At 35.2% G+C, this 13,616-nt stretch carries 7 protein-coding genes; 1 reads left to right on the top strand and 6 read right to left on the bottom strand.

Translation table 11 applies throughout. The features are described from left to right. The 3 genes from WBN21_RS06155 to WBN21_RS06145 all read right to left on the bottom strand — a co-directional run. On the bottom strand, positions 1-2,571 hold a 2,571-nt coding region (locus WBN21_RS06155; protein ID WP_424198480.1), incomplete at its 3' end, for a glycosyl hydrolase. A 124-nt stretch (positions 2,572-2,695) separates the two neighbouring features. Next, a complete protein-coding gene (locus tag WBN21_RS06150; RefSeq protein WP_424198478.1) occupies positions 2,696-5,725 on the bottom strand; it encodes a glycoside hydrolase family 2 TIM barrel-domain containing protein in 3,030 nt (1,009 codons plus the stop codon). A gap of 100 nt (positions 5,726-5,825) precedes the next feature. Further along, on the bottom strand, positions 5,826-7,274 hold the full coding sequence (locus WBN21_RS06145) for a sulfatase (RefSeq protein WP_424198476.1): 1,449 nt from the start codon (positions 7,272-7,274) through the stop codon (positions 5,826-5,828). Between the two features lie 464 nt (positions 7,275-7,738). Here WBN21_RS06145 and WBN21_RS06140 point away from each other — a divergent pair, with 464 nt between their 5' ends. After that, positions 7,739-8,146 carry a hypothetical protein gene (locus WBN21_RS06140; RefSeq protein WP_424198474.1) on the top strand — a complete coding sequence of 136 codons (408 nt, stop codon included), beginning with the start codon at positions 7,739-7,741 and terminating at the stop codon, positions 8,144-8,146. Between the two features lie 169 nt (positions 8,147-8,315). Here the strand turns inward: WBN21_RS06140 and WBN21_RS06135 are convergent, their stop codons facing one another. From WBN21_RS06135 to WBN21_RS06125, 3 genes are read right to left on the bottom strand one after another with little or no spacing between them, the layout of a single operon-like run. After that, positions 8,316-9,833 carry a sulfatase family protein gene (locus WBN21_RS06135; RefSeq protein WP_424198472.1) on the bottom strand — a complete coding sequence of 506 codons (1,518 nt, stop codon included), beginning with the start codon at positions 9,831-9,833 and terminating at the stop codon, positions 8,316-8,318. A gap of 33 nt (positions 9,834-9,866) precedes the next feature. Next, positions 9,867-10,835, bottom strand: coding sequence for a family 43 glycosylhydrolase (locus WBN21_RS06130; RefSeq protein WP_424198470.1), 969 nt, complete (start codon positions 10,833-10,835; stop codon positions 9,867-9,869). Positions 10,836-10,839: 4 nt separating this feature from the next. Then, positions 10,840-13,614, bottom strand: a complete 2,775-nt coding sequence (locus WBN21_RS06125) for a family 78 glycoside hydrolase catalytic domain (RefSeq protein ID WP_424198468.1) — start codon at positions 13,612-13,614, stop codon at positions 10,840-10,842. Positions 13,615-13,616: the final 2 nt, after the last annotated feature.

Below are 13,616 nucleotides of genomic sequence, written 5' to 3'. Positions count from 1 at the left end.
GATAGAAACATTTGTACGACCGTTTTCGTGCTTATATTCGGCTAGTTTTGTGATTTCTCCAGTTTCTGAATTCCATAGTTCAGGTATTTTACCATCTACTAAAAAACTACAGTTAAGCGTTTCGGATTTTGTTTGATTATGGTTGTAAACAAAATAAATATCTTCGTCATCAGAACGTCTGTGATAGTAATTAAAATCAGGTTGTCCTTCAACAATTAAATCTTTTTGAATGTTGTTTTCTTTAAAAATTGATTCCCATTGAATATCACTATACACTTTAGGGTTTTTCCATATTTTTTCAACAAGAATTTTAAACTCATCAATCGCTTTTTGGCTGTGATTATAACCTCCCATAGTAATAGGTTTTTCCCCAATAATTATAGCACCTTGTTCGGCTAAATTGGCAATACCTTTTAGCGTTTCTAGATTCATTACATCGCTTCTTTGTAGAACCAAGGCATTGTAGGTAATACCATTTGGTAATTTTAGCTTGCCATTTTCTACTGATAATCGATTAATAATTACATCTGCATTAACACAATCGTATTTATAAGCTCCTGGCAATTTGGGGCGCATTTGAGCAGCATGAATAACATGACTTGGTGCTCTATCGCCTACAAAAACTAATAAGTCTACTACAGGATTCCCTTGGCGTAACATATAAGAGCCTCTTGCTAAATATTGAAACCATTCTGGACCTGCATTTTCCCACCACGTTTGCGTGCGGTCAATATGCGAACCCACAAAACTCATGCTCATACCTGGTTTTACATGCGTATTGGATTGATGTGCAAAACGATGAAACATATACTCGTTAATACCATTCGTCCATTCGTAATCACCCTTTTCTTTGGCTAAAGCTGGATGAAAACCCCAATTTAATTTTGTACTTGTAAAAGCTTCGGCAGAAATCACATTTTTACCGTAAATGTGTCCTGATGATACTGCAGCACGTTTGTGATTATTTGGTTTGCCTAACCAAAATTCGCCCATAGGAATATCGGCACTTCTACCGGCATCTAAACTATTAAATGGCCCAACAAAACCGTAAGGTTCTATGTAAGATATCAAACCATCCTGATGGCATAATTCTGTGAAATAATCAAAATAGTTAGTAACCATTAAGTCGCTTACTAATTGTTTCATATCCCAAAAAACACCTTCAATGGTATCGTTATTTTCTATGTATTTACCAGCATACAATGGCAAAAAGGGCGCAAAATCGTATCCAAAACGCTCTTGGAATTTTTGCTCCATATCATCTGTCCAGTTTTGTGGCCCCACTTCATAACTATCAATTTCCACATATTGTAACGCATTTGGCGCATCAATTTTGGCTTGTTTTACTAATTTTCCAACAAAGGCATCGTAATGAATTTTTAGTGCTTCTTTACTAAATTTATCTACTTCAAGTCCTGTACCTTCATCAGAAGCTGGTTCGTTAGTAGCACCTGATGCTGTAAAACCAAAACGCATAATGGTCCAATTTCCTTTAGGTAATTTTACTTTTAAAACGCCTTCATCATTCATTTTTTCAGTTAAAACTATGATGTCACTTTTTTTGATATATGATTCTGCATCTGGGTTTCCTATCGGACGTTTATTTTTTCTGTATGATATAAATTCTAATTGATTACCTAAGGTATGATTTGCCGATAAATTCATTTCATAAATACCGGTATCTAAATCGGAAATTATTCTAAAATAGCGCGCTGTGATAGGTTCAAAATGTTCTGAAAAATAACATTCATCTTTACCAATACGCTCTTCATTAGGTTGATGCGCTTCTGAAAAATTAATGCCGTCATCCGATATTAATAAGGTTAATTTACCTTTTCTTTTATTAATAAAAACCGACATAGAGCGAATAGTATGTGGCTTTCCGAAATCGTATTGTACCCACTCATTTGCTTTTAAATCGGCATGTGTATTTGTTTGATTATCTGTCGCTAATATTGGATTAAACGCTTTATCTGAAGAGGTAATAATTGGGTTAACACTATTATCAATCAATTCAGTTTCTAAAGCCGGATACGCTACAACAGCAATATCTTTGTAATAGTTATGTCTTGCAGGTGGTTGTGGTAATTTTATGTTTACATTGCTACCTCCTTCTACAATAACTTGGCTATTTACTACCACTTTCATAGCATGTTCTGGTGCTACCCAAGGCCCACCACTAGACGTCCAACCATCACAATTATGAACACCAAAACTCAATCCTAATTTTTCACATTCTTTGGCGGCATGTGATAAAATATCACGATGCTCTTGAGAGTTGTAGGCAACATCTCCTTCTGGTAAACCCATAGACACGTTAAAAACCAGAACGCCACCAATACCGGCTTCTTTTATGGCTTTTAAATCTTTGGTAAAACCTGCTTTGGAGGCATTACTACTATTAATATGGTACCAGGTGCGTGGTTTTGACTCTTGTGGCGGAGTTTGGAAACCGTTTACAAGGGCACTTTTTTTCTTATAATAATTCTCGCCTAGTTTAGTTTCAGATTGTGCAAACCCTTTGGAAAAACAAAGAGTAACTACAATTAAAAAAATCAGCCTCTTACTCATATTTTTAAAAATTGAAAATTAAAATTATTTGTTATCATCATTGCAACTAAACTTAAATATCAAAACGTTTAACACCAATAAAACTACTATTATATATAAAACCAAATCCATAACTTCTCTTTGTTTAATCTACAAACAACTCGTCGATATAAGGGCCACTTTCTCCAGTTGTTTCTAATTTTATATTATTAGCTCCAGATTGTAATACTACAATGGTTGGCACAAACTTCCATTCCTTCTCCCAACCACCAGTAGCATTAAATTCTAAAGTACTTATATACTCATCATTTACATATAGTTTCATAGGGTGTAATTGCCCTTCATTATTGTGCATATATCTAAAACGGATACTATAATCACCAGGTTCTCCATCGTTTTCTTGATACCAAGTAATGGCGCCCTCTTTTCCATCAAACCTCACAAAACCGCTTCCTTTATATCGATGTGCATCATTATCGGATTTTGCACCACCTTCTAAAATGCCATCTTCGGCCGAAATATTAACACCTCTACCTATCCACATATCGGCAGCATGTTCGTTGCCCCAAAACAGGCCTTCATCCTTGCCGAAGCGTTCCTCCATAGTAAATAAGGTTATTCCGTTTTGCTTTACGATGGCTTTTACTGTTGTACCATTTGAAACTTTGAAAGCTCCCTTGTATGAAATTCCATTTGTTTCTGGATCACTTCCATCAATTGTATATTTAATTTCTAAATCTGAAGTATTAGCATTATGTAAAATAGAAATTTGACCTACCGAGATAGTAATCTCATCGGAAACATACAAAGACTTATCTCCTAAAATTGAACCTGTGAAAATTATTGTCTTTACAGCGTTCACTTTTTCTTCCAAAAACAATCTGGATTTTCCAAAAAACAGACTTCTAAAATCGGATTTTGTTCTACTTGTAGGGTCAATGGGATTACCATTTTCAATAGATACTTTTTCTAAATCGCCTTGGATATTGTAATACACTTTATTTTCTCCATAAGGATAGAAGTTATTGTTTTCATCTACACTCTCAGATGTTAAAATATAGCTTGCTGCAAATCCGTCTTCTGCTTTTAATTTTTGTAAGGTGGTTTTCAATTTTGTAGGTTGCTTACTGGTGGTAAATGATGTACGCTTTACTTCCTTTCCATCTATATAAGCAATGGCTTCTAATTTCCCTTCTTCGTACGGCACCATCCATTCGCATTGCATTTCATTCCAAACCGTTCCTGGTTTGTCTTTTCCTAAAGTTTTTCCGTTTAGAAACAATTCCACTTCGTCTGCATTTGAATAGACCCAAACAGGAATAACCGTTCCTTTTTCCATTCTAGGATGCGTCCAATGTGGTAACATGTGAATCATAGGTTCTTTAGTCCATTGGCTTTTGTAGAAGTGGTAAAGGTCTTTTTCGAAACCAGCAACATCTAATGCGCCACCCATAAACAAATTGAATGGTAACCCACCGTGTACCAAACCAGCTTCCCCATAATAATCGAAACCTGTCCATCGGAAATGTCCACTATGCCATGGCGTATCTCGCATGACTTCCCAATATTTTCTTGCTGAAACTCTTACTGTGGCATTATCATAGGATGAGTTAAAACGTTGCTTTCTATTTTTCCAATCTTTTGGATTTAAGCCTTCGTAAAAAAAGATTTCTTTTTCGGTTAAATTGGGTAACTCGTAAGTGCCTGGTAATTCATTATCACGCCACCATGTATGTGTTCTGTAGTACCCTCTTGTTTGCCATGTGTGCGGTGCTTCGGTAGAAATGAAGGATTTATCAAACGTTTTGCCTTCTATAAATGATTTGGTTTCTGAACCGCCATTTACACCCTGAATATCCATATCCTCAGGATTTCCTGCACCTGATGTAAATAAACGTGTTGGGTCTAAACTTTTACCAAATTTCACCATTTCAGGTGCTACATCGCTATGTGTTTCGTTCCCTAAACTCCAAACGAAAATACTTGGATGATTTCTATCTCTGGTTATCCATTCTTCTACATCGCGTTGCCACCACTCGTCAAAAGCTTGTTTGCCATAATCTTCTGGAGCTTTTTTGTGCCAACCATCAAAAATTTCATCCATGACTAGTAAACCAATTTCATCGCAGATATCATAAAACATGGGTGGCGTTGGGTTGTGAGAAGGACGAATGGCGTTGATACCCATATCTTTTAACAACTGAAGTTTCCAGCGCAGCATAGGTTTTGTCCAAGCGCCCCCAACAGGCCCACCTTCCCAATGTTCGCAAATACCTTTTAGTTTTACGTTATCACCATTTAACCAAAAACCTGTTTCGGTTTTCCACTCCACGGTTTTAAACCCGAAAGTTATTTCTACTTCATCGATTACTTTTTTACCATCTAAAATTTTGGTAACCGCTTTGTATAGCGTTGGATTTTCTGGGCTCCATAATTGCGGATTACTAACTGCAAGCTTAATACTGTTTTTTGAAGTCGTAATCTTTTCAGATTTCGAATTGAGTAGATTTCCTTCTGGGGAAAATATTTTTACTTGATATGCTAATTCTTTAAAACTGCCATTAACCTCGGCAGCAATATTAACCATTGCTACTTCAGCTTCAATTGAAGGTGTGGTTATAAAAATGGTATTGGGTTTAAAATGAACAGGATTTACCTCGATTAACTTTACCGGAGCATAAATCCCACAAGGATGGTACCAGCGCGCCGAAGGCTCTAAACTATTATCAACTCTAATGGCAATAGTGTTTTCTCCTTTTTTTAAATATTTTGAAATATTGTATCTAAAACTGATATAGCCATAGGGCCGTTTTCCCAATTGATTGCCATTTACCCAAACTTCGCTATTCATATACACACCATCAAAATTGATGTAAGTTGTTTTGGATAAACTTTTTTTATTTACATTGAATTGCTTTCGATACCAACCAATACCTCCATCATGATAACCACCTCCTTGACCTTGGTCGCCACCTTTTCTAACGCCTTTTTCGAAAGACCAATCATGCGGAACATTTAAAGTTTGCCATTTAGAATCATCGATATTTACTTTTGAAAATGATGGATTATCCTCTTGAATGAATTGCCAATTATTGTTGAAGTTGATAATACTTCGCTGAGTATTACCATAAGAAATGGAAAGGGTTAAAACTAAGAACGTTAAAATGTTTTTCATTTGTTTGTTTTGTTCTAAAAACAGTCTAAAACAAACTTAACTTATTACCTATTTAAAATAATCCTGTGGTGTCCTGTACTATTATGTTTATTTAAAGAAGCTACTTTTTTTTAGGGATATCATTCTGTAAAAAAGGTACTGCGTTTCTAGGAAATTGAGTTTTCAAAAGTGTTTTCATTTTTAATTCAATGGAAGCATATTTTGAATTTCCAGATACATTTTCGAAAGCCAGTAGTCCGTTTTTATGCTCATATAATTCGGCTGCTAAAACTTCGTGAGTTTTAGAATCTCTCCATTCGGTATAGCGCCAATTACCATCTGTTGCAGTGCAACCCATAATTTTTTTGCCTCTAGCATAAACGCTTGTTGCCACGCCGTCCCATATCATATTTGGGTTATCAATTACTGCCAGTAAACTTTTTCCATCGGATTTTGGACCTTCTAATTTGCATAATTCTACTAAAGTTGAAAAAATATCTACATTTTCGACCAAAGCATCTGAGGTTGCTCCAGTTCCTCTGTTTTTGTAACCCGTTTCTCTGCTTATAATTAAGGGCACTCGCACATCAATTTCTAAATTCGAATGTTTGCACCATGCCCCATATTCGCCAATTTTATAACCGTGATCGCTCATAAAAATGACCATGGTATTTTTGCGTAAATCTAAATCTTCCAAAGTTTTCATAACTTTTCCAACCTGAGCATCTATATAACTGATGGAAGCGTGATAACCATGAATTAAAGTTCTTGTTAAATTGTCATCTAAATCGCTTTCTTCAGGAATGCCGTGGTAGCCTCGTAGTTCGCCCCAATTTGTTAAGGCTAATTTGTACATATCTTTTGGTTTTTCTCTTGAAGGGATTTCAAAATCGTTTTTGTTGTATAAGTCCCAATATTTTTTAGGTGCGTTAAATGGCAAATGAGGTTTGCTTAGTCCTACAAACATTAAAAATTTATCATTTTTAAGTTCGTTAAGAGTTTCAATGGCATATTTTGCTGCGCGTCCATCTTTATAGGCTTCATCATCAACATCGGCATCTTCAAAAGCTGGTCCTTTTTGTGGTTTTCCTTCAGCTTTTAACCGTTCTAACAACGTCTTATTTTCAGGCTTTAGATAACTGTTTTCTTCTTTTTCGAAGTGCGTTGTCCAACTTGCTTTATCATCAGAAGTATGATGATATACTTTGCCAATACTTACAGTTTTATAACCGTTGTTTTTAAAAAGTTGCGGCATGGTTACCACATCTTTATGTACTTCACGCAATGGCGTAAAAATACTATATATACCCAAAGTTTCTGGACGTAATCCTGTTAAGGTACTCATTCGCGATGGCGCGCAAATTGCTTGTTGTGTGTATGCTTTATTGAACATTACACCGTTTGAGGCCAATTTATCGATGTTTGGTGTTATTGCTGTTTTACTGCCATAACATCCTAATTCTGCTCTTAAATCGTCTACATAAAAAACAAGTATGTTGGGGGTTTCATTTTGTGCATAGATTTTTAAAACACCACAAACAATATAAATTAATAGGATTAGTTTTTTCATTTAAAATAACTTGTTTTAATTAACGTTAATTGTTTTAGTTAACCTTAACAAATTTAGTTTCTTAATTTTTTGATATTATCCTGTAGTGTCATGTTTTTATTGCAACTAATCAAGGTTTAGTTTTTACAAAAACTTTTCCATCAATGGGTACTTCTAAAAATAGTTGAATTTTATTTTGTAATTGAAAAAATTCACTTTATGTATAAAATAATAACATCTGGGTTTTTATTGATTATCACATTGATTCTTACAATAATATCGTTACCGCCTTATAATAAAGAACGATTAATATTAATATTCTTATTGATAATTATTACTGGAGGATTAAGTATTGGATATTTTATGGCCTCATGGTCAAAAATCAATATGAAGAAAGCATTTCGTGAATCCTTGAAAATATCATTTGGAATTTCATGTCTTATCTATTTAGCCGGATACCTGTTTGTATCAATTCAAGGATTAATATGAAAAACACAATAAATAAAGCCTTATCAACTATTGTTACTATTCCAATTACTTATTTCGTATTCATGTTTGGACAAATGCCTTTAATAGAAGGTTATAATGTTTTTGCACCATATATAGATACTGAATTTGCAGAAAACTATACTCCTGAATTATTTGATAAAATAACTACTAAACTTAGTATTGAAAATGTAAAATCAATTGTTGGTGAGCCATTATATATCTCTCAGGATACCATAAATAACTCCAATAAAATAAAATATAATTACACACAAGATGCCTACTATGCGAAAAATGCAAAATCAAACTGGGGAATTGTTAGAGATTTTGCCTGGTATCGTTCAGTAGTTATTTTTAACGAACATGGAGAGATTACTCGTATAGACAAAGGTTGGAGTTATGATTAAAAATAACCCATCCAAAAAACACAACCTCTAGCTTCAAAACAATAGGCTTACTGTCAGACCCCCGCGTTAGGAATTGAACGGCTTGTTGGATCTCCCTACTTTAGGAGGAGCGACTAGTGAAAGCCTGCCTGCCGGCAGGCCCGACCCTTTTTGGTAACGCCCAAACAAATTACTTAATTGGTTTTGGTGATTGTACAACTGGTTTGATGTTACCTATGTCTTTATTATTACCTGTGTCTTCATTAAAGCCCCAATATGGAATAGCGTGTTTCTCCTCATCGAGTTTATAGTTCCATTTTTTTAAGAAGTCATCTCTTGTGCCAAATTCGTCATTAATAGCGACTAATTGCGAATTTAATTTACTGTCTAAATCTTTCTGAATAGCTTCAAATTCAGCTTTACCCAATAAATTATTCATTTGGTAAGGATCGTTTACATTATCAAATAACATACTTGGGCCATCTGGTGTGCGTGCATAAGTATATTGCTTTGTGCGTACCGCTCTATATGCTGGGTCTTTAAAATTAGCGCCAAAAGGTGCTACATTCATCACTAAAGCTGCTCTGTCTGCATTTGGATCTGGATTTTTAACTAAGCCTGATAAGTTTTCGCCCTCAATATCTTCAGGGATTTTAATATTTGTCAAGGCTAATAAAGAGGGTAAAATATCTGGTGTTGTTATTGGCGCATTGACTGTTGTGCCTTTGTTATTTCCGATAGATGGATAATGAATTAAAAAGGGTACCCTTATAGATTCGTCCCAAGCCAATTGCTTAGTAAAAGCTTTAACACCGTGTGCGCCCATCATTTCTCCGTGGTCTGCAGAAAAAATTATAATGGTATTATCGGATAATCCTAGTTCCTTAATTTTATCTAAAACACTTCCTATTGCCTCATCGGTTGCTGTGGCATGTGCATAATAGCCTTGTAATTCTTTACGGCTTCTATCCACTTGCTCTTTAGTTACGTTTGGATTTATTGTTAAAGACTCTGGCGGATACATATCCTTGTATTTTTTTGGTGCACTATTGTGCGGATAATGCGGTGTTCCTAAAGCAATAAATGCTAAAAATGGAGATTCGTCATTGGCATGCTCTGAGATATACTTATTAGCATCTTTTACAATGGCAAATGGCGAATATTCATCCCAATGTTTCAGCTCTGGGTTATCATTATCATAATAGGGCATTTTGGTATAGTTATGCGAACATTCTAAAGCTTTCCAAAAATCAAAACCTTGGCGTCTTTCTTTTGGGATATATGTAGACCGCCCATGACCATCTAAATGCCATTTTCCCCAGTAAGCTGTATTGTATCCTTCGGCTTTAAAAATTTCTGCCATAGTTAATTCTTCAGCTGGCATATATAAATCGTTTAAAAACATGCCTGTTGTTGTAGGAAATTTGCCTGTTAACAAAGCTGCCCGATGTGGTGTACAAACGGGTGTAACCGAAACTGTATTGGTAAAATTTACAGATTCTTTTGCAAAAACATCTAAATTTGGCGTTTTTACATCTGGATTTCCAGCATAGCCTAAAGCAGATCCTCGCCATTGGTCGGTTAAAATATAAACGATGTTAGGCTTTTTAGAATTTGTTTTCGCTTCTGTTTCTTTCTCTTTTTGGCTTTCTTTACAACTAATAAAAGTAATTAAAGAAACTATAATAAGTAACGTTACTCTTTTCATTTAATCCAAATTATTGTTTTATTCTATTTGTCTTTATTCAAACTTACTTACACCTTCTTTGGTAGCGTAAATTTCTTTAATGGTACCGTCTTCGTTATAATATAAATACTCTATGGCTGTATTTCTTCTAAATTTTGAACCTCCATTCCAACCTTGCCAATGATAAAAGAAAAAATTTTGCTCTTTATATTCTACAATGGAATGATGGTCTTGTCTTTGTTTAGGGTTAAGTCCTCCTTTATAGTCAAAGGGACCATAAGGACTATCTCCCATAGCGTAAAACCCGCCTAAACCTGCATTATATGAAAAATAATACTTCCCTTTGTATTTGTGCATATAACTTGCTTCAAAGAAATTTTTTCCTCCATATTCAATTGGTCTTGGTGCTTCGGCTAATTCTAGAAGGTTATCCTTCAATAAAGCTACTTTGGGTTCTCTAACGCCCCAGTACAAATAAACTTTTCCATCTTCATCTTCAAAAACACAAGGATCTAGCCATTGGCCTTCAACACCTTCAATCCAACCTATATCTTTAAATGGACCTTCTGGAACATCACTTACTGCAACTCCACATCGCATATCATCTTTTGTTCCTTTAACAGAATGCGGATACATTAAATAATACTTATTGTTTTTAAAAATAGCTGTTGGCGCCCACATCCAGCCTTTTGCTCCCCAAGGAATAGTTCTGGAGTGTAATACTTCGCCGTGGTCTGTCCAGTTTACCATGTCTGTTGAAGAAAAAGCGTGATAACCATCCATAGAATCGTAAAAAGTAGCATCCTCCATATCTTGAGATGTGTAAATCCACACTTTGCCATCTTCCCAAATATGAGCTGATGGGTCTGCAGTTCGGATATGACGAATTACGGGATTGTTCTCAGTTTGTTCTACTATTTCTTGTTGTTCTGTTTCTGTCTCATTTAATTCCTTTTTTTGATTTTTACAGCTTATTAAACCAATTATCAAAAAAACAAATCCTATTTTAAATTTAAACTTCATTGAATTAAAGTTTAGCTATGAATTTATAATTCCCTGGCTGTACCAATAATTCAAAAGCATCATTATTTGTTTTCAACAGTTTGATATTAGAATTCTCCTTAAAAGAAACACCATTTAGCATCAGCTCATTTTGAGTATTTGCAGGAATGCTCACTTTTGCAGTCGTATTTGGTGGAACAACCACTTCTAATTGAAATTCATTATTTAAAATCTCCCAAGAAGATGACACTTTACCGTAAGGTGTATTTACACTAGCTGCTGCCGATGTTAACGGCTGTCTAGGTTCTGGGGCTATTCTTATAGACTTATAACCTGCTTCTAAGGGTGCTATACCTGCTATGCGTTCGTACATCCACTCACCAATAGCACCATACGCGTAGTGGTTTAAACTATTCATACTCATAGGGTTGAAACCTTCTTCTTTGCTATAGCTATTCCAGCGTTCCCAAATAGTGGTTGCACCTTGGTTGATAGAGTAAAACCATGATGGATAGGTTTCGTTGAATAATAATTTATACATCAAATCAATTTCACCAGTTTCATCTAAAACTTGCGATAATAATGGCGTTCCTAAAAACCCAGTTCTCAAATGATTATCTGCAGCTTCTATGGTTTCTAAAAGATGCTTTTTTGCGTTTGCTTGTTTATCTTCAGATAATAAATCAAAAGCTAAAGCTAATAAATACGAGGTTTGTGTTTCAGTAACATCTTTTACCTTTCCTGTTTCATCAAAAAACTCATTTTCGAATGCTTCCGCTACAGATTTAAATAAGGCTTCGTATTTTGCTTGCCCCTCAGTTTCTCCCAAAATACCAGCAGTTTGCGCTGTTAATTTTGCTGAATGCGCAAAAAATGCGGTGCCAATTAAACTGTGTGATGTATCCCCTTTATTATTGCCATTTGCCGGATAAGGTTGTAACCAATCTGCAAAAGAGTTCATACTTGAAATATAATCTTTTGAGGTTGCTTTATGATGCGCCACCCATTCCTTCATCATTTCATAATTTTCTTCAAGAATGGCTACATCTCCTGTTCTATAATACACTTTCCAAGGAATAATAGTACACACATCGCCCCAACCTGAACTCACTTTATTGTTGTACAACACATCGGGCACTACAAAAGGTATACCACCATTTTCATACTGGGATTCACGAACACTTTGCATCCAACTTGCCCAAAATTTATAAACATCGGCGTTAAAAATTGAGGTTGGACCAAATACTTGCGCATCACCTGTCCATCCCATGCGTTCATCTCGTTGGGGACAGTCGGTTGGAATATCAAAAAAGTTTCCTCTTAAGCCCCAAACAATATTACTTTGTAATTGATTTAGTTTTTTATGAGACGATGTAAATGTGCCATTCTCCTCAAAATCGGAGTATTGTACAATGCCAGTAACCCAATCTTTTGATGGCTCTTTTGAAGCGTCGTAACCACTTAATTCAACAAATCTAAATCCGTGAAACGTAAATTTTGGAGACCATGATATCACACCATCTTCTGAAGCTGTATAATAGTTTGTAGATTGTGCAGTTCTGTAATTTTCGGTGTAAAATGTACCGTCTGGAGAGAGCATTTCAGCAAACCTAACTTTAAGAGTTTGTCCTTTCTTCATTGGAACTTTTAAAAGCGGCACACCCACCATATTCTGTTTTAAATCAAAAATAGCAGCACCATCCTTTTTAATAAGTCCTTTAGTTGCTAATTCAATTTTATTCTTAACTGTGGTATGACGTTTTGGTTCTAAACGAATCGTATCCTCTACAGAAAAGGCATTTACTGCTTCCCATGAATTATCACCAAAATTATTAGTTGTCCACCCTTCCATTTCTAAATTAGCATCGTAGGTTTCTCCATCATAGATTTCAGAAAGTCTAATTGGTCCGTTTGTTGTTCCTTTCCAGCTTTCATCAGAAACAATAACTTCTTTAGAACCATCTTTCATGGTTAATTCTAACTGACATAAAGCCTTTGGTGTTTCAGTATCCAACCAAAGCGATTTCATCCAACCCAATCGTCCTGAATGCCATCCAGAAGCTAGTTCAACACCAATAGTATTTTGTCCGGATTCAATTAAATCGGTTACATCATAAGTAATGGTTTCAATGCGTTCTTTATAAGGCGTATATCCCGGAGGCATCACATCATCACTTACATCTTCCCCATTTATAGCCACATCAAAAACACCTTTGGCTGTAATGTATAATCTGGCGGAAGCCACATCATTAGACAATTCAAATCCTTTTCTGAAATACTGTGGTCTATGAATAATATTTTCTTGACTACCCATTACCTTCTCTTTTTTGGTATCTAAACCAATCCATTTGGCGCTCCAATCATTATTTGATAAAAGACCCAATTCAAAATGGTTGGTGTCACTCCAAGCAGAAGCTTCTTCATCTTGATTCCAATATTTTACCTGCCAATATACTTTTTGGCGCGATTCCAATGGTTTGCCTTCATATTTAATCCATACAGATTGGTCTGTGTCTTGTTTTTTAGAATCCCATAAATCTGCATTGTCGGGTAATAAATCTTTGCTAGTTGCTACTACAATTTGATATGCAGACTGACTTTTATTATTTTCTAAAACTGGTAATTTCCATGAAAAGGTTGGATTAGCATCGTAAAAACCTATAGGATTTTTAAAGTCTTCAGAAATGCTTAGGTCTTCGGCTGATGCTAAAGTTTCTTTTTCAGCACATGCTATTGAACTGAAAAAAACAGCGCAAATAACGAATTGAAAAACGGGTTTTAAATTTTGTCTGTAATTCATTT

The sequence above is a fragment of the Algibacter sp. genome (genome assembly GCF_049667265.1).
Taxonomy (GTDB): Bacteria; Bacteroidota; Bacteroidia; order Flavobacteriales; family Flavobacteriaceae; genus Algibacter_B.
This window is presented reverse-complemented; position numbering and strand designations above follow the sequence as displayed.

Bases quoted from the DNA above. Each gene is read 5' to 3' on its own strand.
- WBN21_RS06150 (WP_424198478.1), bottom strand. From the start codon at position 5,725: ATGAAAAACATTTTAACGTTCTTAGTTTTAACCCTTTCCATTTCTTAT.
- WBN21_RS06145 (WP_424198476.1), bottom strand. From the start codon at position 7,274: ATGAAAAAACTAATCCTATTAATTTATATTGTTTGTGGTGTTTTAAAA.
- WBN21_RS06140 (WP_424198474.1), top strand. From the start codon at position 7,739: ATGAAAAACACAATAAATAAAGCCTTATCAACTATTGTTACTATTCCA.
- WBN21_RS06135 (WP_424198472.1), bottom strand. From the start codon at position 9,833: ATGAAAAGAGTAACGTTACTTATTATAGTTTCTTTAATTACTTTTATT.
- WBN21_RS06130 (WP_424198470.1), bottom strand. From the start codon at position 10,835: ATGAAGTTTAAATTTAAAATAGGATTTGTTTTTTTGATAATTGGTTTA.
- WBN21_RS06125 (WP_424198468.1), bottom strand. From the start codon at position 13,614: ATGAATTACAGACAAAATTTAAAACCCGTTTTTCAATTCGTTATTTGC.